Here is a 25,451-nt window from a genome sequence, read left to right as displayed (position 1 = left end):
GACCGTGCCTACTGGTCCCCGTTGTCCCCCGGCCAGGAGGGCGGCGCGGACGGCCAGGAGCGGCCCGTCTCGTTCCCCCGCGTCCGCCCCGGGTTGGGCGTGCCCGTGCAGGTCGGCCCGGTCGGCGGGGTGCTCGGGGTGGCGCAGCTGCCGTCCTTCTTGGGCGGGTCCGGGATGTACGTGGTGGTGAACTGCTGGTCCGGGACGGTCCTGACGGCGTCGCTCATCGCCTGCTGCCAGATCGGCCCGGGCCCGGTGGCCCCGAACACCTCGGCCTGGTACTTGCCGCCGATGCGGATGTTGCGCATCGGGACCTTGGTGCCGGGGCTGCCCAGCCAGACGGAGCCGACCAGGTTGCCGGTGTAGCCGGTGAGCCAGGCGGACTTCTTCTCGTCGGAGGTGCCGGTCTTGGCGGCGATCTGCCGCCCGTCGTCCAGGTTGAGGTCGCGGGCGGTGCCGCCCTTCTCCGTCACCCCGAGCAGCACGGTGTTGATGACGTCGGCCGTGTGCTCGGACATCACCGACTCGCAGTGCGGGGCCGACACCTGGACGTCCTTGCCCTCCACCGTGGTGATCCGGTTGATCGCCTGCGGGGCGCAGTGCACGCCCCGGGCGGCGAAGGTGGCGTAGGCGTTGGCCATGGTCAGCGGGCTGACCTCCTGGGTGCCGAGGCCCAGCGCCGGCACCTCCTCCAGCGGGTCCCCGCCGGCCTTGCCGGTGATGCCCAGCTTGCCGGCCATCTGCTCGACGGCGCAGAGGCCGATCTCCTGCTCCATCTGCACGAAGTAGGTGTTGACGGAGAGCGCCATCGCCTCCTTCAGCTCGTACGGGCCCACCTCGCGCGCGCTCTCGTTGGGGACGGTGCCCTCCTTGGTGCCCTTCTTGAGGTTCTTCCAGGTGCCCTTGCAGGTGCTCACCGTCGGCCAGTCGATCCGGTTCGGCGCGTCGTAGCGCTGGGTGGGCGGCAGCCCGGCCTCCAGGGCGGCGGCGGCCACGATCGGCTTGAAGTTGGAGCCGGGCTGGAAGCCGAGGCCGCCGCCCATGGCCGCGTCCACGTTGTAGTTGACGACGGTCTCGTTCTTCTCCTTGGCCAGGCCATACGGGCGGGTCTGGGCCATCGCGAGGATCTTGCCGCTGCCGGGCTCGACCATCGTCATCGCCGCCGAGACCGGGTCGTTGACGAACACCTGGGTGGAGACGGCGTTCTGGGCGGCGTTCTGCTTGTCCGGGTCCAGGGTGGTGTAGATGTTCAGGCCGCCCGTGTCCCAGAGCTTCTTGCGCTCGGCGGCGCTCTTGCCGAAGGCCGGGTCCTGCTTGACCACGTGGCGCACGTAGTCGCAGAAGAAGCCCATGCCCGCCTTGGCGGTGATGCAGCCGTTCTGCGGCTCGCGGTAGTTGAGGCCCAGCGGGGCGGCCTTGGCCTCCTTGGCCTGGTCGGCGGTGATGTGCTTGTTCTCGACCATCTTGTCGATCACCGTGTCCCGGCGCTTCTGCGCGGCGACGGGGTGCAGCTTCGGGTCGTACTGGGACGGGTTCTGCACCAGGCCGGCGAGCATCGCCGACTCGGGGAGCGTGAGGTCCTTGGCGTCCTTGGCGAAGTAGCGCTGGGCGGCGGCCTGGATGCCGTACGCCTGGTGGCCGTAGAAGGTGATGTTGAGGTAGTTGGTGAGGATCTGCTCCTTGGTCAGGTCCTCCTCCAGCTTGATGGCGTAGCGCAGTTCCTGGATCTTGCGGCCGAGGGTCTTGCGCTGCGCCTCGCGGACGGCCTCCAGGTCGTCGCCGGCCTTCTCCACGTTGACGTTCTTCACGTACTGCTGGGTGAGCGTGGAGGCACCCTGGACGGCGGAGCCGCTCTCGGCGTTCTTGGTGATCGCCCGCAGCACGCCCTTGAGGTCGACGGCGCCGTGCTCGTAGAAGCGGGCGTCCTCGATGTCCACCTGCGCCTTGCGGATCAGCGGGGACATCTGCTCGGCGGTCAGGACGGTGCGGTCGCGCTCGTAGACCTTGGCGATCAGGCCGCCCTTGGCGTCGTAGATCTGGGTCGCCTGGCTCAGCGGCGGGGTCTTGAAGTCGTCGGGGATGCTCTCGAAGCTCTCCGCGCCGCTCTTGGCGCCCAGGCCCATCGCCCCGGCGGCCGGAAGGACGATCCCGGCGAGCAGCACGCCGCCGAGGACGCAGGAGCCGAGGAACGTGGCCGCATGGCCGAGGAGTCCGAGCGGGGTCTCGCGGCGCCTGGGGCGCGGCACCCAGGTGTCGCCCGGGTCCTGGGCGGGTATGCGGCTCTTCCGTCGTGGCATGGATCGAGGTTACGGGGGCGATTGCCCTGCGTGGGCGACCTGTTGGCGAACGATTGTCACAAAATCGCGACAGCTTGGGCACGTTGACGGCGCACGGACAGCAAGGAGCCCCGGGGCAAGGGTCGTTCGCCGACGATCCTTGCCCCCGGGGCGGGCGGCTACCCCGCCGGGCAGAACAGGTCGTCGGCCGGGCGGTTCCCGGTGATCAGGAAGGCCGTCACGGCCGCGTCGCCGCAGGCGTTCCCGTTCGCCCGGTACACGTCGTGCCCGCCGGCGTCCACGGTGACCATCCGGGCACGCTGCCCGAAGGCGGCCTTCAGCTTGAGCGCCCCGGCGTACGGCGTGACGGCGTCGCGCAGGTTCTGCGCCAGCAGGACGTTCCCCGGTCCCCGGTCCGTCACCCGCACCGCCGGCTCGGCGGGCGCGAACGGCCAGTAGGCGCAGGCCATCACGTTCACCGGCATGCCCGCGGTGAGCGGACGGGCGGCGCGATCGGCGGCGACGTCCCTGGCGTACGCGGCCTCGTCGGCCGGCCAGGCGACGTCGTTGCACATGGTGCCGGCGGAGGCGGCGATGTGGTTCTGGGCGACGGCCTCGCTCTGCGGGGTCGGCACGGCCGGGGCGGGCAGCGCGCGGCGGCCGAGGCCCGCGAGCATCAGCCGGGCGAGGACGGGGAACCGCCTGTCCTCGTACAGGCCCTGGAGCATGGTGTTGCGCAGGACGTTGCCGTTCAGCTCGGCCGGGAGGGCCCCGGGCCAGGGTAGGGGCGTACGGTCCAGGCGGGCCGCGAGGTCGAGGAAGAGCGGGCGGACCTCCTCGGGGGTGTCGGCCACCCGGTCCGGATTGCCGGGCGCGGCGGCCCACCTCTCGAAGTCGGGGAAGCGGTCCTCGGCGCCCGGGCCGAAGGCGGCGAGCCAGCCGCGGCCGACCCTGGACGGGTCCGGGTCGTCGTTGCTGTCCAGCACGACCCGGTCGGTGGACCGGGCGAACATGGTCGCGTGGACGGCGCCCGCGTAGGTGCCGTAGGAGGTGCCCCAGGTGGAGATCCGGTGCTCGCCGAGGGCCCGGCGGATGCTGTCGATGTCCCGGGCCTCGTTGGCGGTGGAGATGCTGCGCAGCACCTGGCCGCCGTTGCGGGCGCAGGCCTCGGCGAAGCGGTGGCCGATGGCGATGTTCGCGCTGATGGAGCCGTCCGGGGCGGGCCAGGGGCGCAGCCGGTCGGCCGCCAGGTCCTCGGGGGCGAGGCCGCAGGTGACGGGGGTGGAGGCGCCGACGCCGCGCGGGTCGAAGCTGACCAGGTCGAAGCGGTCGCGCACCTCCGGCGGCAGGGTGGATCCGATCCGGGTCGGGCGGTCGAGGCCGCCGTCGCCGGGGCCGCCGGGGATGATCAGCAGCACGCCGTGGCGCTGGGCGGGCTTCACGGCGGGGACGCGGGAGACGGCCAGGGTGATCCGCTCGCCGTCCGGGTCGGCGTAGTCCAGTGGGACGGAGACGGTGGCGCACTTCTGGGCCAGCCCCGCCGCGGCGCCCGGGCAGTTCGTCCAGGCGAGGCGGGCGCCCCGGTCGGCAGAGGCTGAGGCGGACGCCGAGGCGGGGGCGGCGGTCAGGACGGTGGCGGCGAGGGCGGCGGTGGCCGCGATGGTTCGGACACGTTTCGACATGCCCAGGAGTCTTGCGGAGCACGGGAGTTGGGGGCATCCGGGCAGCCGGACGGCCGGGGGTGGGGTTATCCCCCGGACGCCCGGCGGTTCCGCCGACCGGCCTGAACGGCGAACGGCCCGCCCGGTGCGCGCCGGGCGGGCCGTCCGTTCGTGCGGCGGGGTCAGCCGACCGAGCTGTTGTAGCTCTCGATCGCCGGCTGGATCTCCTTGGCCGCGTCGGCCAGCGCCTGCTTGGCGGACTTGGAACCGGAGATCGTCTGCTCGATCGCCGTCTCCACGCCCTTGCGCGCCTGCGGCATCACGCCGAGCAGGCAGCCGGCGGTGGCCGGGGTGGGCTTGGTGGACTTCAGCTGGTCGATGGCCGTCTGGAACTGCGGGTACTTGGCCACCCACTCCTTGTCCTTGGGGTCGTCCAGGGACTTCTTGTTGACCGGGAAGTAGCCGGTGCCGGTGTGCCAGACGGCCTGCTGCTCGGGGGCCGTCAGGAACTTCTCGAACTCCCAGGAGGCGCGCTTCTCGGCGTCCGAGTGGCCGGGGCCGCTGATCCACAGCGAGGCGCCGCCGATCACCGGGCCGCCCTGGTCGCCGGCGGCGGTCTTCGGGAAGGCGGCGGTGCCGACCTCGAACTTGGCGGCCTCCTTGTAGCCGCGCAGCACGCCGGTGGACTCCAGGTGCATCGCGACGGTGCCGGCCTTGAAGGCGGCCTGGGCGTCGTCGGTGTTGCGGCCGGTGTTGCTCGCGTAGCCGCCCTTGACCAGGTCGGCCCACCACTGGACGATCTCGGCGCTCTTGTCGGAGTCGAAGGTGACCTTGGACGCCTTGCTGGTGCGGCCGTTGTCGTTGTCGCAGTACATGCTGCCGGACTCGGCGAGCAGCTGCTCCACGAACCAGCCGTAGATCGCGGCGCCGAAGCCGGCGCGCACGACCTTGCCGTCCGCGTCCTTCTTGGTGAGCTTCTTGGCCAGCTCGCCCAGCTCGTTCAGGTCCTTGGGGGCCTGCGCCGGGTCGACGCCCGCCTCCTTGAACGCGTCCACGTTCAGGTACAGCAGCGGCATCGAGGAGTTGAACGGCATCGAGACGAGCTTGCCGCCGGCCGAGTAGTAGTTGCGGATGTTGGGGTCGAGGTCGTCCAGCGCGAACCCGTCCTTGTCGGCGAAGGCCTGGGCCGGGACGGTCTGCTTGGAGTCGATCATGAACCGGGTGCCGATGTCGTACACCTGGGCGATGGACGGGGTGCCCTTCTGCTGCACCGCGGCCTTGTACTTGGTGACGAGCTCGTCGTACTTGCCCTGGAACTCGGCCTTGACCTCGATCTTGCCCTGGTGGGCGGCGTTGAACTGGCTGACCAGGCCGTTGAGCACCTCGGCGTTCTTGCCGGTCATCGAGTGCCAGAACTCGACGTTGGTCACTCCGGTGGCCTTGTCCAGCGCGTCCGCGCCGGGCACGGAGTCGGCGGAGGCACCGGAGCCGGAGCCCGAGTCGGAGCCGGAGGAACCGCAGGCCGTCAGGGCGGTGAGGGACAGTCCGGCCACCAGCAGGGCCGCGAGCGCGCGGGCACTCTTCTTCACGAGGGTTCTCTCTCTGTGTCTGGGTACGGGGTGTCAGCGGACGGCGCCCGCGGTGAGCCCGCGGACGATGAAGCGCTGGCCGAAGACCACCAGCGCGAGGGTGGGGAGCAGCGACAGCACCGCGCCGGCCAGGATGAGGCCGGGGTCGGCCATCTCCGAGTCGCGCAGCGAGGTCAGGCCGATCTGCAGGGTCCGCATCTCGGCGGTGCGGGTGATGATGAGCGGCCAGAAGTACTGGTTCCAGGCGGACAGGAACACGTAGATCGACAGCGCGGCCAGGGCCGGCTTGTTGAGCGGCACGACCACCCGCCACAGAAAGCGCCAGTGGCCGGCCCCGTCGATCCGGGCCGCGTCGCGCAGTTCGCCCGGCAGCTGCCGGAAGGACTGGCGCAGCATGAACGTGCCGAAGCCGGAGGCGAGGAAGGGCAGCACCAGGCCGAAGTAGGTGTTGCCGAAGCCCCAGTCCGACAGCGTCAGGTAGTTGGGGATGATGATGGCCTCCCACGGGACCATCAGCGTCGCCAGGAACACCCCGAACACCACGGCCCGGGCCTTCACCGGCAGGAAGACGAAGGCGTACGCGGCGAGGATCGAGGTGACGAGCTGCGCCAGCGTGATGATCGTCGCCGTGAGCGCCGAGTTGACGTACTGCCGCACCAGCGGGATCGCGTCCACGGCGCTGGCGAAGTTGCGCCCGGTGATCTCGTGCGGGACCAGCGCGGGCGGGTAGCTGGAGAGTTCGGTCGGGCCCATGAAGGCCCCGGCGACGGCGTAGTACACCGGGAAGACCACGGTGAGGACGGCGACGGCGAGGACCAGGTAGACCACGGCCCGGCCGAGCAGCTCGCGCGGGGAGCGCCCGGCGAGGGGGCGACGCCTGCGCGGGGCCTCGTCCTTTGTGTCCTTGCCGGTGTCGACGGCTATGGAACTCATGCGCCCGCCTCGCTTCGCTCGGCAGGGGCATTCGCCCACACGCGCCTCTCGATGATTCGCTCGCTTCGCTCGCTCATGCGTAGTGCACCTTCCGCTCCAGGACGCCGAACTGGACGGCGGTACAGGCGAGCACGACCACGAGCAGCACCACGGCCTGCGCGCTGGCCATGCCGAAGTCGCTGGAGCCGTAGGCGAAGGCCTTCTCGTAGACGGAGTAGACGAGGGTCTTGGTGGAGCTGTCCGGCCCGCCCTTGGTGAGGATGTGGATCTGGCCGAAACTCTGCAGTGCGTGGACGGTCGAGATGACCGTCAGGAAGAACAGGTTCGGGCCGAGCATCGGGACGGTGATGCTGCGCGCCAGCCGCAGGCCCGAGGCGCCGTCCAGCCGGGCGGCTTCGAGGATCTCGGTCGGGATGGAGCCGATGCCCGCGGAGAGCACCAGGACGTTGTAGCCCAGGTTCATCCAGATCGTGGTGACGGCCACCGAGACCAGGGCGTACCTGGAATCCGTGAGCCAGCCGACCGGCCCGAGGCCGACGTGCGACAGCAGGCCGTTGAGCACCCCGCTGGCCGGGTTGTAGAACACCGCGAAGACCACCGAGCCGCTGGCCACGGAGAAGGCGAAGGGCAGCGCGAAGGCGGAGCGCATCAGCCGTACGCCGCGGATCCTGTTCTCCAGCAGCAGGACCAGCACCAGCGCCCCCAGCACTCCCGGCACCACGGTGAGCAGCGTGAACAGCGCCGTGGTGAGGAGGGTTTCGCCGAAGTCGGCCGAGCTCAGCAGCTGCTGGTAGTGCTTCATCCCCACGAAGCGGCTGGGCGCGCCGAACAGGTCGTTGGCGTGCGCGCTCAGGTAGAGGGTGCGGCCCAGCGGGTAGCCGATGAAGACGGCGAAGACTGCCAGGGAGGGCAGCAGGAAGGCCCAGGCGAGCCCGTGTTCGCCCCAGCGGTGTCGGCGGCCCGGGAGGGTCGCGGGGTGCGGTGCGGTCGGCATGAGGTGCGCGTCCCGCCTTTCGTGTGTCGGTTCCGGCCGAAACCGTGTCCTGCCCACACGACGGGGTGGAAACCTCACGGTGAGCAACGGGTGTCCTCGGGCTTACGCGTTCGCGTCATGTTCGGCCGGACCTGCGGGGACCCCGCCGCCGGTCGTGGGCGGACGGGCGTTCGGGGTGACGCCGGGGCGGCACCGGGGTGTCGGCGGCGTGCCGTACGGTGCCCGCGTGGACGACACCGATTTCGACATGCGGGCCGCGATGGCCGAATCCGTGCGGGGACGCGAGGGCGCCTGGGCACTGGTCGAGGGCTTCGCCGCCCACTGGGGCCAGCCCCTGGGGCCGGGCGCGGGCTTCACCGACGCCGAACTGGACGCCGCCGAGACCCGCCTGGGCCTGCGGCTGCCCGCCGCGCTGCGCGAGGCGTACCGGCTCTTCGGCCGCCGGGCGGACCTGACCAGCAACCAGGACGTGCTGTTGACGCCCGACGAGCTGTACGTGCTGGACGGCGCGCTGGTGTACCGGGCGGAGAACCAGGGCTGCGCGCACTGGGGCGTCCTGCTGGAGGAGCTGGGCCGGGAGGACCCGCCGACCGTCGTGCGGCCGGACCTGTTCGACAAGTCCGAGGAGCGGTGGGAGCCGTGGGAGGAGCGCTTCTCCACGGCGGCCGCGGTGATGGCCCTGTACGAGAAGGCGCTGGAGGACGACGACCTCAGCCTGGAGCTGGACCCGGAGGAACTGCCCGAGGGCGTGGAGGAGTTGCCCCCGCTGGGGCGGGGCCTGCGCTGGTACCTGGGGCGGGACGTGCTGGTGATGGTGATGGAGGGCTTCGCCGTGGGCCGGGCGCGCACCGAGCAGGCGGCGGAGGACTTCTGAGGCACGCGTGAGGCCCGGCGGCCGGAGAGCCGCCGGGCCGCGTACGCGGGCGGTCAGGCCGTGACGCCGCCGTCCAGCACCAGGTCGGCGCCGACGGTGTACCCGGCCTCCGGGGAGGCGAGGTAGAGCACGGCGGCGGCGATCTCCTCGACGGCGCCGGGCCGGCCGACCGGCACCTCGCCCTTCATCCGCTCGGCCTTCTCGGCCGCGCTCTCGCCCGGGCGGCTCGACATGTCGGTGGCCACCGGGCCGGGGCTGACCAGGTTGATCCGGATGCCGTCCGCAACGTGGTCGCGGGCCGCGGAGCGGGTCAGCGCGCTGACGGCGGCCTTGCTGGTGGCGTAGGCGCCCGCGCCCTCCAGGCGCCTGTGGGCGCCGATGTTGGAGGAGACGTTGACGATCGCGCCGCCGCCGTTGGCCCGCAGGTGGGCGATCTGGTGCTGCATCGCGAACAGGGTGCCGGTGACGTTCACCTCGAACAGGTAGCGCCACTCGGCCTCGTCGATGTCGGCGACCGGGCCCATGGCGGCCAGCACCCCGGCGTTGTTGACGGCGACGTGCAGGGCGCCGAAGGCCTCGACGGTCTCCTCGACCAGCCGGGCGGCGTCCGCATTCTTGGAGACGTCGCCGGTGATCGCGACGGCCTTGCCGCCCGCCTGCTCGATCAGCTCGACGGTCTCGGCGAGCGGGGCGGCGCTGCGGCCGGCCACGGCGACGTTGGCGCCCTCCGCGGCGAAGGCCAGGGCGATGGCGCGGCCGATGCCCCGGCCGGCGCCGGTGACCAGGACGGTGCGGTCGGCGAAACGCGTGGTCATGTCGGGTTCTCCTCGGTGTGGATGCATCTCTTGATCAGGGTCGTGGTAAGGGTCGTGGGGTCTCGGACTCCGCAGGACCGCGAGGGCGGTGAGCCCCAGCAGGACGGCGGCGGCCGCGAAGGCCAGGGCGTAGCCGTGGGCGCCGGGCCGGGTGGCGGCGAGCGCCATCAGGGCGGCGACTCCGGCGGCCGGGCCGAGTTCCATCGCGGTGTTGAACAGGCCGGCGGCGAGGCCGGTCCGCTCGGGCGGCACCCCGGCAGTGGCGAGCACCGCGGCTCCGGCGAAGGCGGCGGCGGAGCCGGCGGCGAGCAGCACCAGCCCGGGCATCAGCGCGGTGGCGTACCCGCTGTCGGGGCCGAGCCCGCCGGCCAGCAGGCCGAGGCCTCCGCCGGCCAGGGCGAGCCCGCCGGCGGTGACCGGCGCCGGGCCGATCCGGGCGGTCAGCGCCCCGGCTGTCCGGCCGGAGGCCAGGAGGGCGAGGGCGAACGGGAGGAAGGCTCCGGAGGTCGCCAACGGGCCCCAGCCGCGCAGCTGTTGGAGGTGCAGCGCGATCAGCAGGGAGCTGAGCGCCGTACCGGTGGCGGTGGCCATGACGGCGGCCAGCGCGGTGGTGCGGCCGCGGTCGGCGAGGAAGCCGGGCGGCAGCAGCGGGTCGGCGGTGCGGCGCTCGGCGGCGGCGAAGGCGAGCAGCAGGAGCGCTCCGAGCGCCACCGGCCCGTACGCGGCGGGGCTGCGCCAGCCGTACCCGGTGGAGGCCACCAGGCCGCAACTGGCCGCGCAGACACCGGCGGTGGCGAGGGCGGCGCCGCGGAGGTCCAGGGCGGGGCGGTGGGAGGGCGCCTTCTGCGGGAGCCGGCCGGAGCGGGCGAGGGCGGTGGCGGCGACCAGGACGGGGAGGGCGAACAGCCAGCGCCAGGAGACCCAGGCGGCGACGGCGCCAGAGAGCAGGTTGCCCGCCGTGGCGCCGAGCACCGAGAGCCCGCCCCATGTCGCCATCGCCCGGCGGTAGTCGGCGGCGCCCGGGTGCAGCTCGCGGACGACGGCGACGGCCGCGGGGGCGATCAGGGCCGCGCCGACCCCCTGGGCGAAGCGCCCGGCGAGCAGCGCGGCCGAGCCGGGGGCGAGCGCGCACAGCACGGAGGCGGCGCCGAACAGGACGAGGCCCGTGCGCAGGACGGCGCGGCCGCCCTGACGGTCCGTCAGTCGTCCGCCGAACAGCAGCAGGGAGCTGAAGGACAGTCCGTACGCGGCGTTCAGCAGCAGGAGACCGGCCGTTCCGAGCCCCAACTCCCGCGCCACCAGTGGCAAGGGGACGGAGAGGATCGTGATGGCGAAGATCAGCGTCGCCTGGACGGCGCCGAGCATCGCGAAGCCTGAGCGGCCGGGCCTGGCAACGTCATGCACAATCCTTACTCCCTTCAAGAACGATTGGTCCAGAATGAAGGCATACAAAAACCCGCACCCAGTAAGGCTTTTGACGGTCCGTCAGCCGAGCAGCGACAGCGCCTGCTCGGCGGCGTCCAGTACCCGGGGGCCGCCGTCCGTGGTCTTGCCGACCACCCGGATGCCCTGCAGCAGCACCACCAGCATCCGCGCCAGCGCCCTCGGATCCCGCCCCGGGGCCAGCTCCCCCTGCGCCCGGGCGCGCAGCAGGGCTCCGGTGAGCGCCAGCTCCAGGCTCCCCAGACTGGCGGCCGCCCTGCGCTCCGCCGCCGGGTCGTGCGCCGCGAGTTCGATCACCGTATTGGTCACGAAGCACCCACGGCGCCCTTCTTCCCCCGCCGTCTCGGCATAGCGCCGCACCACCGCGCGCACGGCCGGCAGCGCGGGGCCCGGCTGGGACAGCTCGGCCAGCAGCGCGGGGTCGTGCTGCTCGACGTAGCGTTCCAGGGCGCGCAGGTACAGCTCGTGCTTGCTGCCGAAGGTGGCGTACAGACTGGCCCGGGCGATGCCGAGCCCCTCCACCAGGTCGGCCATCGAGGTGGCCTCGTAGCCGCGCCGCCAGAACAGCTCCAGCGCGGACTGCAGGGCGGCGTCCGGATCGAACTCCTTGGTGCGTGCCATGAAAAGAACCCTAGCCCCAATAAGAACGGTCGGTCAAGAATGGCCAACTTGCGCCTCTTGACAGCTTGCTGACTGCGCATTGCCAACTGGCTTGTGCACAGCTACGTTTACCGATCCGTTCATTATTCAACCTCCCCCACACTGGAGGCGCTCCCCATGTCCACGAACCTCCCAGCCGGCGTCAAGCAGCTGACCGAGACGGCTCAGCCCTACGTCCTGGCGGCCTTCCGCGTCGCCATCGGCCTGCTCTTCGCCTTCCACGGCGCCGCCTCGCTCTTCGGCGCCTTCGGCGGCGCGGCCAAGTCCGGCGGCACCGTTCCGGTCGGCGAGTGGCCGGGCTGGTGGGCCGCCCTGATCCAGCTGGTCGGCGGCGTGCTCGTCCTGTTCGGCGCGGGCACCCGCTGGGCCGCGCTGCTCTGCTCCGGCTCGATGGCCTACGCCTACTTCACCGTCCACCAGGAGCACTCGCTGCTGCCGATACAGAACGGCGGCGAGCCCTCGGCGATGTACTGCTGGGCCTTCCTCGCCATCGCCTTCATCGGCTCCGGCCCGTTCTCCGTGGACGCGCTGCTGACCCGCACCCGGACCGCGGCGGCCGAACCGGCAGCCCGGACGGCCACCACGGTCTGAGGACGCTCAGTCCTGCGCGAGGTACCGCTCGACGGTGGCCACCTTGGCGGTGAGGCCGTCGGTGACCCCGGCGCGGTCGTCGATCTTGATGACCGTGCTGACCCGGTCGCCGTACGCCTTCACCGCCTCGATCGCCTCCCGGATCACCGGCATCACCTCGTCCCACTCCCCCTCGATGCTGGTGAACATGGCGTCCGTCCGGTTGGGCAGCCCACTCGCCCGCACCACCCGGACGGCGGCGGCCACCGCCTCCCCCACGTCCTCGCCGATGCCCAGCGGGGTCACCGAAAACGCTGCGATCACCGTTGCCTCCTAGCCCGGTCGCGTCCCGGTCGGAACCCGGGACGCGACCAGGCTAGACGGGTGCTCAGCCCACGGCGGGCAGTGGCGGTTCCACCGCCAGCGGCGCGGTGGAGCGGGCGCGGTGCTGGTCGGCCCAGGAGGCCAGGGCGAGGGTGCAGGCGTGGTCCAGGTGGCGCAGCCCCGACCAGTCCAGCTCCACCGGGCGGTCCCGGGGCAGCCGTTCCAGGGCGTCCAGGAGCCGGGGCAGCCGCAGGAAGGTCGCGTTGCCGCTGAGCCGGACGCGGTGCAGCGGCTGCCCGTCCTGCGGCACCACCTCCTCCACGGCGATCTGCAGGTGCGAGGTCTGCCAGGCGGACTTGACCACCGCCAGCCCGACCCCGATCAGCACCCCCTCGAACAGGTCGGTGGCGATGATCGCCGCGGCCGTGGCCGTCAGCACCACCGCCTCCCCCCGGTGCTCCCTGCAGAGCCCCACGACCCGCCGTACGGGCACGAGCTTGGCGCCGGCGTGCACGAGCACGGCGGCCAGCGCCGCCAGCGGGACGTACCCGAGCGCGCCGGGCAGCAGCGCGGTGAACAGCAGCAGCCACAGGCCGTGCAGGAAGCGGGAGGCCCTCGTCCGGGCGCCGGCCTGGACGTTGGCGGCGCTGCGGACGATCACGGCCGTCATCGGCAGCGCGCCGAGCAGCCCGCAGACGGTGTTGCCCACGCCCTGGGCGGTCAGCTCCCGGTCGTAGTCGGTGCGCGGCCCGTGGTGCATCCGGTCGACGGCGGCGGCGCTGAACAGCGTCTCGGCGGAGGCGATCAGGGTGAACGCGACGAGGGTCCCGAGCCCGGCGGCGCTCAGCAGCGCGCCGAGCCCGGCACCGTCCGGCGGGTGGACGACGCCGAGCAGCCCGGACACCCGCACCCGGGCCACCGGCAGGTCGGCCGCGGCGGTGACGGCGGCGGCCAGCCCGACGGCCGCCAGCGGCGCGGGCACGGCCCGGGAGATCCGCGCGGGCAGGTGCTTCCAGGCGACGAGGACGAGCAGGGTGGCCAGCCCGAGGGCCACGGCGCTGCGCTGCGCGGAGCCGGTGACGACCTCGGCGGCCAGCCGGGGCAGTCCGGCGAGCTTGTCGGGGCCCGTGGCGGGGGCGGGGCGGTCGGCGAGGGCGTAGAGCTGGCCGGTGAGCAGGGTCAGGCCGATGCCGGCGAGCATGCCGTGCACCACCGAGGCGGACATGGCGCGGAACCAGCGGCCGAGCCGCAGGGCGCCCATGGTGAGCTGGAGCAGCCCGGTGCCGAGGACGAGCAGGCCGAGCGCGCCGGGGCCGTAGCGCTGGACGGCGTCGGCGACGAGCACGGTCAGCCCGGCGGCGGGGCCGCTGACCTGGAGGCTGCTGCCGGGCAGCAGGCCGACGACCAGGCCGCCGACGAGGCCGGTGACCAGCCCGAGTTCGGCGGGGACGCCGGAGGCGACGGCCACGCCGACGCACAGCGGCAGGGCGACCAGGAAGACGACCAGGGAGGCGGGCAGGTCCTGGCGCCAGGGCACGGCGCGCAGCGCGGCGAGCGGGCTGCGGCGGGGGCCGGGCGGGGCGGCCGGGCCCGGCTGCGGGCGGATCGGCGGGGTCACCCGGTCACCGCCGGAGGGCGGGCGGGGGTGGGGTTGCGGCGCATGGGGACGTTCCTTCCGCGCACCCGGGCACTGCGGGCGCGCCGTCGCGAGGCAGGGGCTCAGGACCACACGGGTGGGGGCGACAGCGGTGCGGCCGCGCGTCCGGGGGCTCCGGAGGGCGGCGGGTGTCGGGTGGTGCGGTCAGGGGGTGCGTCCCTCGCTCGGGTGCGGCGGACCGGGCGCGCTGGTCCTGGACGGCGGCGGCCCTCGGGAGCTCCCCCGCTCCCCGGACGCCTCGATTCCCCCCGCCGCGGCCTCAGGTGGACGTCACGGGCCCGGCGTGGCACCGACGGTACCCAGCCGCACCGGGGCGCCCGACCGCGGACACCGGCCTTTCACCGGCGCTCCACACCGGGTCCGCTTCCGGGCGCGGAGGCGCGGATTCCCCGGGAACACGGGCGCGAGAGCCGCCTGTCCGTACGATCCCGACCTCGCTCCGAGCGTTCAACATTCCGTTGAATCCCCCTTGACGACCCACCGGGCCCGCCCTACCGTCATTCCACATGCAGAAACCGTTCTTCCGTATGGTGGAATTCAGGAGATGAGCCCTCCGACCCCACTGCGGGCCGACGCAGGAGAGTTCCGATGCCCCGTATGACAGCCGCCCGCGCGGCCGTGGAGATCCTCAGGCTCGAAGGCGTCGAGGTCGCCTTCGGCGTGCCGGGCGCCGCCATCAACCCGTTCTACGCCGCCCTCAAGGCCTCCGGCGGCATCCGCCACACCCTGGCCCGCCACGTCGAGGGCGCCTCCCACATGGCCGAGGGCTACACCCGCGCGAAGGCGGGCAACATCGGCGTCTGCATCGGCACCTCGGGCCCCGCCGGCACCGACATGATCACCGGCCTGTACTCGGCCACCGCCGACTCGATCCCGATCCTGTGCATCACCGGCCAGGCGCCCGTCGCCCGGCTGCACAAGGAGGACTTCCAGGCCGTCGACATCGCCTCGATCGCCCGGCCCGTCACCAAGGCCGCCACCACCGTCCTGGAGGCCGCGCAGGTCCCCGGCGTCTTCCAGCAGGCCTTCCACCTGATGCGCTCCGGCCGCCCCGGGCCCGTCCTGATCGACCTGCCGATCGACGTCCAGCTCACCGAGATCGACTTCGACCCCGAGGCGTACCAGCCGCTGCCCGTCCACAAGCCCGCCGCCAACCGCGTCCAGATCGAGAAGGCCCTCGCGCTCCTCCAGGCCTCCGAGCGGCCCCTGATCGTCGCCGGCGGCGGCGTCATCAACGCCGACGCCTCCGAACTCCTGCTGGAGTTCGCCGAGTTGACGGGCGTCCCGGTCGTCCCCACCCTGATGGGCTGGGGCGTCGTGCCGGACGACCACCCGCTCAACGCCGGGATGGTCGGCCTCCAGACCTCGCACCGCTACGGCAACGAGAACTTCCTCGCCTCCGACTTCGTCCTCGGCATCGGCAACCGCTGGGCCAACCGCCACACCGGCGGCCTCGACGTCTACACCGCCGGGCGCACCTTCGTCCACGTCGACGTCGAGCCCACCCAGATCGGCCGGATCTTCGCCCCCGACCTCGGCATCGCCTCCGACGCCAAGGCCGCGCTGGAGCTCTTCGTCCAGATCGCCGAGGAGCGCCGGGGCACCCTCAAGGACCGCAGCACCTGGGCCGCCTCCACCCAGGAGCGCAAGGCCCGCCTCCAGCGCCGCACCCACTTCGACGACGTGCCGCTCAAGCCGCAGCGCGTCTACGAGGAGATGAACCGCGCCTTCGGCCCCGAGACCAGGTACGTCACCACCATCGGCCTCTCCCAGATCGCCGGCTCCCAGATGCTCCACGTCTACCGGCCGCGCCACTGGATCAACTGCGGCCAGGCCGGCCCGCTCGGCTGGACGATCCCGGCCGCCCTCGGCGTCGCCACCGCCGACCCTCAGGGGCAGGTCGTCGCGCTCTCGGGCGACTACGACTTCCAGTTCATGATCGAGGAGCTGGCGGTCGGCGCCCAGCACCGCATCCCGTACGTCCACGTGCTGGTGAACAACTCCTACCTCGGGCTGATCCGCCAGGCGCAGCGGAACTTCGACATCGACTTCCAGGTCAACCTGGAGTTCGAGAACCTCAACTCCCCCGAGCTGGGCGTCTACGGCGTCGACCACGTCAAGGTGGTCGAGGGCCTGGGCTGCAAGGCGATCCGCGTCACCGAGCCGGACCAGCTGCTGCCCGCCTTCGAGGGGGCCAAGAAGCTGGCCGCCGAGTTCCGCGTCCCCGTGGTGGTCGAGGCGATCCTGGAGCGGGTCACCAACATCTCGATGGCCGCCGCCGACATCGACAAGGTCAACGAGTTCGAGGAGCTCGCCACCCTCCCGGAGCACGCGCCCACCGCGATCCGGCCGCTCGCGCCCTGATCGCGCGTGGAACACCGGCGGCGCCGGGCGGGTTGAACCGTCCGGCGCCGCTACGGTGTGCGCGGAGCACCCGACCCTTCGAGAGGACCACCCCGTGAGCCTGTACGACATCCCCCTGCGCACCCTCGCCGGCGAGGCCGCCTCCCTGGCCGAGTTCAAGGGCAAGGCGCTGCTGATCGTCAACGTCGCCTCCAAGTGCGGCCTCACCCCGCAGTACGCCGGCCTGGAGCGGCTCCAGGAGCGCTACGCCGCCCGCGGGTTCACCGTGCTGGGCTTCCCCTGCAACCAGTTCGCCGGGCAGGAGCCGGGCAGCGCCGAGGACATCCAGACCTTCTGCTCCACCACGTACGGCGTCACCTTCCCGCTGTTCGAGAAGATCGACGTCAACGGCGAGAACCGGCACCCGCTGTACGCCCGGCTCACCGAGACGGCCGACGCCGAGGGCCAGGCCGGGGACGTCACCTGGAACTTCGAGAAGTTCGTCCTCTCCCCCGACGGCACCGTGACCGCCCGCCTGCGCCCGAGCGTCGACCCGGAGTCGGCGGAGGCCGTGGCCGCGATCGAGGCCGTCCTCCCCGCCTAGGGCCTGTCCGGCGGATCTTGCCCCGGCCCTCTAGAGCAACAGACGCGTCCCGGGCGGGAGTTCACCCGCCCGGGCGGCGTCGCGCAGGTGCTCCAGCAGGGTCGCGTGCAGCGCCTCCGCCGCGCGCGTGGGCGGCAGCTCCGGCCCGTGCGCCAGGGCGATCGTGCGCCCCAGGCCCGGCCCGGCGAAGGGCGTCACCTCCAGGCCCGAGCGGGCCGCCACCATCCCGGGCACCACGGCCGGCCCCAGCCCCGCCCGGACGAAGCCGAGCACGGCGTCCATCTCCCCGCCCTCGACGGCGAACTCGGGCTCGAACCCGGCCTCCCGGCAGGCCGCCAGCGTCGCTTCCCGAAGGTCGTAGCCCTCCCGGAACATCACCAGCGGGCGCCCCCGGAGCTCCGTCACCCGGACGGTGCGCCGGGCCGAGCGCGCGGGCCGGTCGGCGGAGACCAGCACCAGCTCCTCGTGCAGCAGGCCGGTCACCCCCGGCTCCGGCGGCCGCTCCCCCCTCGGCGGGGTGATCACCAGCGCGAGGTCCAGCTCCCCCTCCCCCAGCAGCCGGACGAGGTCGCGCGAGCCGCCCTCGCGGACGACCAGCGCCACGCCCGGGTAGCGGTCCCGGAAGACCCGCAGCACGTCCGGCACCAGGCTGGTGCACAGGCTCGGCGGCGCCCCCAGCCGCACCCGGCCCCGGCGCAGCTGCACCGTCTCCTGCACGGCGACCCGGGCGCTCTCCGCGTCCGCCACGATGCGCCGGGCCAGCGGCAGCAGCGCCTCCCCGGCGTCCGTGAGCGCGATCTTGCCCCGGGTGCGGTGGAACAGCTCGGCCCCCAACTCCCGCTCCAGCGCCCGGACCTGCTGGGAGAGGGAGGGCTGGGCGACCCGGACGGCCTCGGCGGCCCGGGTGAAATGGCAGGTATCTGCCACGGCCAGGAAGTAGCGGAGCTGCTGCAACTGCATAAGCCCAGCGTAAGGGCACTCCATAGGCTCTGCCTATCGTCGTGAGCCGCATCATGTCTTGGACACGGGTCGGAACGCGTCCCTACCGTTGCCGCCATGACAACCGCGACGCGGACGGGCCGCCCTCCGTCCCTCCTCCTGAACCTGTGGCGGTCGACGGTCGGCAAGAAGGCCGTCATGGCCGTCAGCGGGCTGCTCATGCTGCTGTACCTGGTCGCCCACATGCTGGGCAACCTCCAGATCTTCTTCGGCCCCGCCGAGATCAACCACTACGCCCACTGGCTGCGCACCCTCGGCACGCCCTTCCTGCGCTACGAGTGGCTGATCTGGATCTTCCGGTTCGGCCTGCTCGCCGCCGTCGTCGCGCACGGCGTCTCCGCGTACCAGCTCAGCCGCCGCGACCTCGCCGCCCGGCCCACCAAGTACGCGCACAAGCGCCACCGTGCCAGCTACGCCACCCGCACCATGCGCTGGGGCGGGGTGATCCTGGGCCTGTTCGTGGTCTGGCACATCCTCGACCTCACCACCGGCACGGTGAACCCCGTCGGCGAGCACGAGCACCCGTACCAGAACGTCGTGGCCTCCTTCGACCGCTGGCCCGTCGCGCTGTTCTACGTCCTCGCGGTGCTGGCCCTCGGCCTCCACATCCGGCACGGCTTCTGGAGCGCCGCGCAGACCCTCGGCGCCAACAGCCCCCGCCGGGACCGCACGCTCAAGCTCGCCGCCAACGGCCTGGCCCTGCTGCTGACCGTCGGCTTCGTGTCCGTCCCCGTGTCCGTGATGATCGGAATCGTCAAATGAGCTACCTCGACTACACCGTCGGCGAGCCGATCGCCGACGACAAGGCCCCCGCCGGGCCGATCGAAGAGCGCTGGGACCAGCGGCGGTTCGAGGCCAAGCTCGTCAACCCCGCCAACCGGCGCAAGCACACCGTGATCGTCGTCGGCACGGGCCTGGCGGGCGGCGCGGCCGGCGCCACCCTCGCCGAACAGGGCTACCACGTCGTCCAGTTCTGCTTCCAGGACTCCCCCCGGCGCGCCCACTCCATCGCCGCCCAGGGCGGCATCAACGCGGCCAAGAACTACCGCAACGACGGCGACTCCGTCCGCCGGCTGTTCTACGACACCGTCAAGGGCGGCGACTTCCGCGCCCGCGAGTCCAACGTCCACCGCCTCGCCCAGGTCTCGGTGGAGATCATCGACCAGTGCGTCGCCCAGGGCGTGCCCTTCGCCCGCGAGTACGGCGGCCTGCTCGACACCCGCTCCTTCGGCGGCGTCCAGGTCTCCCGCACCTTCTACGCGCGCGGCCAGACCGGCCAGCAGCTGCTCCTCGGCGCCTACCAGGCGCTCTCCCGGCAGATCGCCGCCGGGAACGTGGAGATCCACCCGCGCACCGAAATGCTCGACCTGATCGTCGTGGACGGGCGGGCGCGCGGCATCGTCGCCCGCGACCTCGTCACCGGTGAGATCACCAGCCACACCGCCGACGCCGTCGTCCTCGCCAGCGGCGGCTACGGCAACGTCTTCTACCTCTCCACCAACGCCAAGAACTCCAACGCCACCGCGATCTGGCGGGCCCACCGGCGCGGCGCCCACTTCGCCAACCCCTGCTTCACCCAGATCCACCCCACCTGCATCCCGCGCTCCGGCGACCACCAGTCCAAGCTCACCCTGATGAGCGAGTCGCTGCGCAACGACGGCCGGATCTGGGTGCCCAAGGCCCAGGGCGACACCCGCCCGCCCGCGCAGATCCCCGAGGAGGAGCGCGACTACTACCTCGAACGGATCTACCCGGCCTTCGGCAACCTCGTCCCGCGCGACATCGCCTCCCGCGCCGCCAAGAACGTCTGCGACGAGGGCCGCGGCATCGGCCCCGGCGGGCAGGGCGTGTACCTGGACTTCGCCGACGCCATCCGCCGCCTCGGCCGGGACGCCGTCGAGGCCAAGTACGGCAACCTCTTCGAGATGTACGAGCGGATCACCGCCGAGGACCCGTACCAGGTGCCGATGCGCATCTACCCGGCGATCCACTACACGATGGGCGGGCTCTGGGTCGACTACGACCTCCAGACCACCGTGCCCGGCCTGTTCGCCATCGGCGAGGCCAACTTCTCCGACCACGGCGCCAACCGCCTCGGCGCCTCCGCCCTCATGCAGGGCCTCGCCGACGGCTACTTCGTCCTGCCGCCCACCCTCAACGACTACCTGGCCCGCCACCCGCTGGCCGCCGTCCCCGGGGACCACCCGGCCGTCGCCGAGGCGGAGGCCGAGGTCGAGGACCGGCTCAACCTGATCCTCTCCGTCGACGGCGACCGCACCCCCGACTCCTTCCACCGCGAACTCGGCGAACTGCTCTGGGACGAGTGCGGAATGGCCCGCGACGAGGCCGGCCTCAAGCGCGCCCTGGCCAGGATCCCAGAACTGCGCGAGGAGTTCTGGCGCCGCATCAAGGTGCCCGGCAGCGGCCAGGAGCTCAACCAGTCCCTGGAGAAGGCCAACCGGCTCGTCGACTACTTCGAGCTCGCCGAACTCATGTGCCTGGACGCCCTGCACCGCGCCGAGTCCTGCGGCGGCCACTTCCGCACCGAGAGCCAGACCCCCGAGGGCGAGGCCGCCCGCCGCGACGAGGAGTTCACCTACGCCGCCGCCTGGGAGTTCACCGGCACCGGCGCCGCCCCCGTCCTGCACCGCGAGGCCCTCGACTTCGCGTACGTCCACCCCACCCAGCGGAGCTACGCATGAACCTCACCCTGCGCATCTGGCGCCAGGCGGGCCCGGACGCGGCCGGCTCGATGACCACCTACCAGGTCAGCGGGATCAGCCCTGACATGTCCTTCCTCGAGATGCTCGACACCCTCAACGAGGAGCTGATCCTGCGCGGGGACCAGCCCGTCGCCTTCGACCACGACTGCCGCGAGGGCATCTGCGGCGCCTGCGGCATGGTCATCAACGGCCAGGCGCACGGCCCCGAGCGCACCACCACCTGCCAGCTGCACATGCGGCACTTCAACGACGGCGACACCATCGACGTCGAGCCCTGGCGGGCCGCCGCCTTCCCCGTCGTCAAGGACCTCGTCGTCGACCGCTCCGCCTTCGACCGGATCATCGGCTCGGGCGGCTACATCACCGCTCCCACCGGCGCCGCTCCCGAGGCCCACGCCACGCCCGTCCCCAAGGAGGTGGCCGACACCGCCTTCGAGCACGCCGAGTGCATCGGCTGCGGCGCCTGCGTGGCCGCCTGCCCCAACGGCTCGGCGATGCTCTTCACCTCCGCCAAGGTCGTCCACCTCAACATCCTCCCCCAGGGCGCGCCCGAGCGGGCCTCCCGGGTGCGCGAGATGGTCGGCGCGATGGACGCCGAGGGCTTCGGCGGCTGCACCAACACCGGCGAGTGCGCCACGGCCTGCCCCAAGGGCATCCCGCTGCCCAGCATCGCCGCCATGAACCGCGAGTTCCTCCGGGCCTCCCTCGGCTGAGGCCCCCCCGAACGGTCGGCCCCTCGCGGCGGTGCTCATCGCGAGGGGCCGACCCACGTCCGGGGGCGTGTGCCCCCATCTCGCGCTCCCCGTACGGGTGGTGGATCGCCGGGTCCGGTGCTCGTTCCCGCGGATTCGCGCTACGGTGGACGTCCGCTACGGAGGGACGGCATATGCCCGAGGTTCAGTCCTGCTCCGGCTGCGGCGGGTCCGGGGGGACCCAGAAGACCGAGGCGACGGTCGATCTGGACGAGGAAGGGAGCATGGTGCCCAGGGTTCACGAGTTCTGGTCGCCCTGCGGTCGGTGCCACGGATCGGGAACGGTGATCGTCGGATGAGGCTGGTCTTCGAGTGTGTCGAGTGTGGCGGGCACTACCTGCCGCCCGAGGACATGCGGTACCCGGACGGGCCCGCCTCGGCCGTGTGGTGCTCGGGCTGCCAGAGCGCCAAGCGTTCGGCGGGGCTCCGGGAGGACCCGTTGCTCGCGCGGGTCGCGCTGGCGGCGGCGCGGGCCGCGCTCGCCGCGCGGCGGGCGGCCGAGGTGGCGGAGCCCGCATGGCCACAGGGGCGCGGTGACGTCCGGCCGTCGAGGCCGCCGCTGTCGCGGCGGGCGCGGTCGGGGCCGGGCGGGGTGCGCGGCAAGCTGGGTTAGCTCGCTCAGAAGAGCGCCTCCTGCGTGTCCGGCTCGGGAGGGCGGACACGCTCCTCGACGGTGAGGCCCTCGCACGCGCGCCCGCCGACGGGCGTGAGCGTCCAGCCCGTCAGGCGGCGGGTGTCCAGGAGCAGCGGGGCGCGGCCGTCGGGCTGGTCCAGGAACAGGTGGCGGCCGACCGGCGGGCGCAGGGCCCCGGCGACCACCGCGCCGTCCGCGAGGGCGGTGATCTCGCCGTACGCCTCCGGGGCGCCGGCCGTCAGGCCGAACCGGTCGACGTGGTCCACCACCGGGCGGTCGGCGAGCAGCTCCAGCGCGTGGCCGTCCAGGAGGCGGTGGGCGCTGTCGCGGGCCTCGGTCAGGAGCGTACGGCGGTGGGCCTCGTGGCCGTGCGACCACCAGTTCTCGGTCTTCACGCGGGACGTGAAGCGCTCCCGGGCCATCCCCGAGGCGGAGACGGTGAGTTCGGCGCGCCGCACGGCGGGAAGGCTCCCGCGTGCCGTGAACGCGTAGGCCAGCGCGCCCTGTTCGAGCAGTCGGCTGTCGCCTCGGTGCTCTCCCGTGAGGCCGACCTTCAGCAGCCCCTCGCCGAACCAGGCGAGGTAGAGCATGTACGTGCGGCCGTCGTCCAGGATCTGGTCCCGGGCGAGCGCGAGCCCCCGGTCCACGCTCTGGCAGGCCGGGCACTGCGTGGCCCCGCTCTCGGGCGCCACCACCGCGTGGTGCGGGCACGCCGTCCGCTCCGTCGCCCCGACCAGCCACGCGCCGACGCAGCGCCGCGGCCCGTGCAGCAGCCAACCGACCTGCACCCCGGGCTCCACCGCCCGCTCGTGCACCCGGCTCCCGGCCACGGCCCCGAGCCAGGCCCGCCCGTCCCGCCAGCCCAGGCCGGTCGACATCCACCCCGCCTGCTGCGCTCCGATCGCCACACCACTCCCTCGCCTCGCACCCGCCGAAGGGACCGAGGCTACCCGGTGGCACCGACAGCGACGGCCGGTCCGGCGGCCCGGGCGGGGACGCGCGCCCTGCCGTGGAAGGCGGCCGGGGCCGACGGTGTGTCAGTTACGGCTTCGGGTGGGTAACGGCGAAGGCGTGCTGGTCGCGGCGGGTTCGTCGGGCGTTCTATTGTGGCCGGGCGCGACAGCGCGGTGACGTGAAGGGGTGGCTGGTGGCGGGGCGGCGGAACAGCGGGGTGCTGGCGATCTGGGCGGAGGCGCAGCGGCAGCAGCAGCGCCGGGAGGAGGCCCGCTGGCGCGCCGAGGCGGCGGAGTTGCGGCGGCACGAGCGCGCGCAGCGGGAGGCCCAGCGGGCGGCCTCCCGTAACGAGCGGGAGGCGAAGGCCGCCTACCAGCAGGAGCGGGAGGCGGAGGCGGCCCAGCGGACGGCCGAACTGGACGCCAGGGTCGAGGAGTTGAGGGGGCTGCTGGCCGCCGGTCTGGCCGCGCCCGCGTTCGGGCCGCAGGTGTTGCTGGCCTCGCGCCCGGTGGCGCCGTTCGATCCGGGCCCGCTGGGTACGGCCGTGGCGATGCCGGACCAGCTCGACCCGAGGTACCAGGTCGCCCCGCCCACCGGCGCCCAGGCGTTCAATCCGGGCATCCGGCGCCAGTACGAGCAGTACGTCGCCCAGGCGCGGGCGGCCTTCGAGCAGGACTGGTACACGGCCCAGGCGCGGGAGGCGGAGCGGCAGCAGCGGCTGGAGGCGTACCACCGGGAGTACCTGGCCTGGGCCGAGCGGTTCCGCCGCGAGGAGGCCGAACGGGCCTCGGGGACGGAGGAGTTGCTGCGCCGGCTGCGGGCGGGCGAGCCGGAGGCCGTGCAGGAGTACTTCACGGCGGGGCTGTACGCCTCGGCGTCCTGGCCGGAGGGTTTCCCGCACCGCCTGGTGGCGGCCTGGGACGGGGCGAACCGGGAGCTGGTGGTGAACTGGGAGCTGCCGGGCCCGGACGTGGTGCCGGCGGCGGGCCGGGTGCGGTACGTGAAGTCGGACGACCGCGAGGCGGAGGTGGCCCGCCCGGCGACGGAGCGCAAGGCGCTGTACCGCGAGGTGCTGGCGCAGTCGGCGCTGCGGGTGGCGGTGGAGCTGTTCCGGGCGGACCGGGACGGCCTGTTGGAGTCGGTGGTGCTGAACGGCTTCGTGCTGGGCATCGATCCGGCGACGGGCCGGGAGGCGGAGCGCTTCCTTTCCACGCTGACGGCCTCCCGCGCGGACTTCGCCGCCCTGGCGCTGGACCGGGTGGCCCCGGTGGAGTGCCTGCTGGGCCTGGGCGGCAAGCTGTCGGCGCGGCCGGAGCGGCTGGACGAGGTGAAGCCGGGCCGGCTGCCGGAGCAGGTGGGCGGCAGTGTGGCGGGCCAGGGCGGGGAGGACGATCCGGACCTCTTCGAGATGGATCCGATCGAGTTCGAGGAGCTGATCGCGGAGCTGTTCCGGCTGCGCGGGTTCCGGGTGATGACCACGGCCCGCAGCGGCGACGTGGGCGTGGACGTGGTGGCCGAGGACCTGGATCCGGTGACGGGCGGCAAGATCGTCATCCAGGCGAAGCGCTACAGGAAGACGGTGCCGCCGACGGCCGTGCGCGACCTGGAGTCCACGGTGCGCCACCACGGCGCGATCAAGGGCATCCTCGTGACCACGGCCGGCTTCGGGCGCGGCTCGTACAGCTACATCGAGGGCAAGCCGCTGACGCTGGTGACGGGCCCGGAGCTGGTGGACCTGCTGGCGGAGCAGGGCCTGCGCGGCCGTCTCGGCGGCGGTGAGGCCGCCCCCGAGAAGCCCCGGCAGCAGCAGGAGACGGCGGCGCAGAGCGCGCTCACCGTGAGCTGGCAGAGCCGCACCGGCGCCGGGGTGCCGGTGGAGCTGGACGTGACGGCCTTCCTGTGCGCGGGCGGCCGGGTGCTGAGCGACGAGCACTTCGTCTTCTTCAACAACCCGCAGGACCCGGACGGCGCGGTGCGCCTGCACCCGACCCGCTCGGTGCCGGGCGAGCCGACCCGGGCGGCCCGGCTGAGCGTGGAACTGCACCGGCTGCCGCCGTCCGTCGAGGAGGTGGTGGTCGCGGTCTCCAGCGAGGAGGAGGAACCCTCGGCGCTGCCGCTCGGCCAGGTGTACGGCCTGGCGGTGGAGGCCGCGTACGGCCCGGGCGCGGAGGGGCCGACGCGCTGGCCGGGCTCCAACGGGGGCGTGCCGGACTCGGCGATGCTGCTGGGGTCGTTCCAACGGGCGGGCGGGGGTTGGCGGTTCACGCCTTCCGGCCGCACCGTGACCGACGGCCTGGCGGGCCTGGCAACGGCCTTCGGCGTCTCCGTGGAGTAGTCCGTCGAGTAAGAATCCGTCGGGTAGTCCGTCGGGCAGGAGGAGGACTTTGGTCCTCGGGACCCTGTCATACCTGAGGAGGAGGAAGCCCCCCGCCGTACCGCCGAGTCGGCGGGGGCCGATCGACTGCTCGGCATACGCATCGCCCGCGGACGCCTTGACAGGATGAAACGGTAGGAAAATCCGATTCATCCCCTGGAGTCCACGTGACCTTCCCCGCAACCGCCGTCCGTACCGGTCGGGCGGCCGCCCGCGCGACCGGCCTGAACAAGGTCTACGGGGAGGGGGAGACCCGCGTGGTCGCGCTCGAC

20 protein-coding genes and 2 pseudogenes are annotated in these 25,451 nt (G+C 73.0%); 10 read left to right on the top strand and 12 right to left on the bottom strand.

Annotated elements, in window-relative coordinates; all coding sequences use genetic code 11:
* Positions 1 to 8: 8 nt before the first annotated feature.
* From ACIRRS_RS36420 to ACIRRS_RS36400, 5 genes are all read right to left on the bottom strand, one after another.
* Positions 9 to 2,297, bottom strand: coding sequence for a transglycosylase domain-containing protein (locus tag ACIRRS_RS36420; RefSeq protein ID WP_402980652.1), 2,289 nt, complete (start codon positions 2,295 to 2,297; stop codon positions 9 to 11).
* A gap of 158 nt (positions 2,298 to 2,455) precedes the next feature.
* Positions 2,456 to 3,958, bottom strand: coding sequence for an alpha/beta hydrolase (locus tag ACIRRS_RS36415; RefSeq protein WP_402980649.1), 1,503 nt, complete (start codon positions 3,956 to 3,958; stop codon positions 2,456 to 2,458).
* 161 nt (positions 3,959 to 4,119) lie between these two features.
* On the bottom strand, positions 4,120 to 5,526 hold the full coding sequence (locus ACIRRS_RS36410; protein WP_402980646.1) for an ABC transporter substrate-binding protein: 1,407 nt from the start codon (positions 5,524 to 5,526) through the stop codon (positions 4,120 to 4,122).
* 33 nt (positions 5,527 to 5,559) lie between these two features.
* A complete protein-coding gene (locus ACIRRS_RS36405) occupies positions 5,560 to 6,459 on the bottom strand; it encodes a carbohydrate ABC transporter permease (RefSeq protein WP_402980643.1) in 900 nt (299 codons plus the stop codon).
* 73 nt (positions 6,460 to 6,532) lie between these two features.
* Complete coding sequence (locus ACIRRS_RS36400; RefSeq protein ID WP_402980640.1) at positions 6,533 to 7,453, bottom strand: carbohydrate ABC transporter permease; 921 nt, start codon at positions 7,451 to 7,453, stop codon at positions 6,533 to 6,535.
* A 226-nt stretch (positions 7,454 to 7,679) separates the two neighbouring features.
* Between ACIRRS_RS36400 and ACIRRS_RS36395 the strand changes: the two genes are divergently transcribed.
* Positions 7,680 to 8,327, top strand: a complete 648-nt coding sequence (locus ACIRRS_RS36395; protein WP_402980637.1) for an SMI1/KNR4 family protein — start codon at positions 7,680 to 7,682, stop codon at positions 8,325 to 8,327.
* A 53-nt stretch (positions 8,328 to 8,380) separates the two neighbouring features.
* On the opposite strand, the gene ACIRRS_RS36390 is transcribed toward ACIRRS_RS36395, so the two are convergent.
* The 3 genes and pseudogenes from ACIRRS_RS36390 to ACIRRS_RS36380 form a co-directional block, all read right to left on the bottom strand.
* Positions 8,381 to 9,142 carry an SDR family NAD(P)-dependent oxidoreductase gene (locus ACIRRS_RS36390; RefSeq protein WP_402980718.1) on the bottom strand — a complete coding sequence of 254 codons (762 nt, stop codon included), beginning with the start codon at positions 9,140 to 9,142 and terminating at the stop codon, positions 8,381 to 8,383.
* 36 nt (positions 9,143 to 9,178) lie between these two features.
* Positions 9,179 to 10,507, bottom strand: a pseudogene (locus ACIRRS_RS36385) (MFS transporter); the annotation flags it as partial.
* Positions 10,508 to 10,627: 120 nt separating this feature from the next.
* A complete protein-coding gene (locus ACIRRS_RS36380) occupies positions 10,628 to 11,206 on the bottom strand; it encodes a TetR/AcrR family transcriptional regulator (protein ID WP_402980634.1) in 579 nt (192 codons plus the stop codon).
* A gap of 156 nt (positions 11,207 to 11,362) precedes the next feature.
* Here ACIRRS_RS36380 and ACIRRS_RS36375 point away from each other — a divergent pair, with 156 nt between their 5' ends.
* On the top strand, positions 11,363 to 11,836 hold the full coding sequence (locus ACIRRS_RS36375) for a DoxX family protein (protein ID WP_402980632.1): 474 nt from the start codon (positions 11,363 to 11,365) through the stop codon (positions 11,834 to 11,836).
* A gap of 6 nt (positions 11,837 to 11,842) precedes the next feature.
* On the opposite strand, the gene ACIRRS_RS36370 is transcribed toward ACIRRS_RS36375, so the two are convergent.
* Both ACIRRS_RS36370 and ACIRRS_RS36365 read right to left on the bottom strand, forming a co-directional pair.
* Positions 11,843 to 12,139: an MTH1187 family thiamine-binding protein gene (locus ACIRRS_RS36370; RefSeq protein WP_402980629.1), complete on the bottom strand. Its 297-nt coding sequence runs from the start codon at positions 12,137 to 12,139 to the stop codon at positions 11,843 to 11,845.
* Positions 12,140 to 12,203: 64 nt separating this feature from the next.
* Complete coding sequence (locus ACIRRS_RS36365) at positions 12,204 to 13,676, bottom strand: SulP family inorganic anion transporter (RefSeq protein ID WP_402980715.1); 1,473 nt, start codon at positions 13,674 to 13,676, stop codon at positions 12,204 to 12,206.
* 708 nt (positions 13,677 to 14,384) lie between these two features.
* On the opposite strand from ACIRRS_RS36365, the gene gcl reads away from it, so the two are divergent.
* Positions 14,385 to 16,160 (top strand): glyoxylate carboligase, encoded by a 1,776-nt coding sequence (gcl, locus tag ACIRRS_RS36360; protein WP_402980627.1) that lies wholly within the window; start codon positions 14,385 to 14,387, stop codon positions 16,158 to 16,160.
* 94 nt (positions 16,161 to 16,254) lie between these two features.
* Positions 16,255 to 16,743, top strand: a complete 489-nt coding sequence (locus ACIRRS_RS36355) for a glutathione peroxidase (protein WP_402980624.1) — start codon at positions 16,255 to 16,257, stop codon at positions 16,741 to 16,743.
* Positions 16,744 to 16,773: 30 nt separating this feature from the next.
* Here the strand turns inward: ACIRRS_RS36355 and ACIRRS_RS36350 are convergent, their stop codons facing one another.
* Positions 16,774 to 17,703, bottom strand: a complete 930-nt coding sequence (locus ACIRRS_RS36350; RefSeq protein WP_402980622.1) for a LysR family transcriptional regulator — start codon at positions 17,701 to 17,703, stop codon at positions 16,774 to 16,776.
* 96 nt (positions 17,704 to 17,799) lie between these two features.
* On the opposite strand from ACIRRS_RS36350, the gene ACIRRS_RS36345 reads away from it, so the two are divergent.
* The 4 genes from ACIRRS_RS36345 to ACIRRS_RS36330 all read left to right on the top strand — a co-directional run bounded on the left by ACIRRS_RS36345 (position 17,800) and on the right by ACIRRS_RS36330 (position 21,830).
* A complete protein-coding gene (locus tag ACIRRS_RS36345; RefSeq protein WP_402980619.1) occupies positions 17,800 to 18,504 on the top strand; it encodes a succinate dehydrogenase cytochrome b subunit in 705 nt (234 codons plus the stop codon).
* Positions 18,501 to 20,444 carry a fumarate reductase/succinate dehydrogenase flavoprotein subunit gene (locus ACIRRS_RS36340; RefSeq protein ID WP_402980616.1) on the top strand — a complete coding sequence of 648 codons (1,944 nt, stop codon included), beginning with the start codon at positions 18,501 to 18,503 and terminating at the stop codon, positions 20,442 to 20,444. Before ACIRRS_RS36345 ends, ACIRRS_RS36340 begins: the two co-directional genes overlap by 4 nt.
* Positions 20,441 to 21,178, top strand: coding sequence for a succinate dehydrogenase/fumarate reductase iron-sulfur subunit (locus ACIRRS_RS36335; RefSeq protein ID WP_402980613.1), 738 nt, complete (start codon positions 20,441 to 20,443; stop codon positions 21,176 to 21,178). Before ACIRRS_RS36340 ends, ACIRRS_RS36335 begins: the two co-directional genes overlap by 4 nt.
* A gap of 334 nt (positions 21,179 to 21,512) precedes the next feature.
* Positions 21,513 to 21,830, top strand: coding sequence for a hypothetical protein (locus ACIRRS_RS36330; RefSeq protein ID WP_402980610.1), 318 nt, complete (start codon positions 21,513 to 21,515; stop codon positions 21,828 to 21,830).
* A 5-nt stretch (positions 21,831 to 21,835) separates the two neighbouring features.
* On the opposite strand, the gene ACIRRS_RS36325 is transcribed toward ACIRRS_RS36330, so the two are convergent.
* Positions 21,836 to 22,759: a DUF2797 domain-containing protein gene (locus tag ACIRRS_RS36325; RefSeq protein ID WP_402980607.1), complete on the bottom strand. Its 924-nt coding sequence runs from the start codon at positions 22,757 to 22,759 to the stop codon at positions 21,836 to 21,838.
* A 239-nt stretch (positions 22,760 to 22,998) separates the two neighbouring features.
* On the opposite strand from ACIRRS_RS36325, the gene ACIRRS_RS36320 reads away from it, so the two are divergent.
* Positions 22,999 to 25,140 carry a restriction endonuclease gene (locus ACIRRS_RS36320; RefSeq protein ID WP_402980604.1) on the top strand — a complete coding sequence of 714 codons (2,142 nt, stop codon included), beginning with the start codon at positions 22,999 to 23,001 and terminating at the stop codon, positions 25,138 to 25,140.
* Between the two features lie 206 nt (positions 25,141 to 25,346).
* Positions 25,347 to 25,451, top strand: a pseudogene (locus ACIRRS_RS36315) (ABC transporter ATP-binding protein); the annotation flags it as partial.

Origin of the sequence: Kitasatospora sp. NPDC101183 (assembly GCF_044767945.1) — a bacterium.
Classification (GTDB): Bacteria; Actinomycetota; Actinomycetes; order Streptomycetales; family Streptomycetaceae; genus Kitasatospora.
Note: the sequence above shows the minus strand (reverse complement) of the source record. Positions and strands in the feature narration are given on the sequence as shown.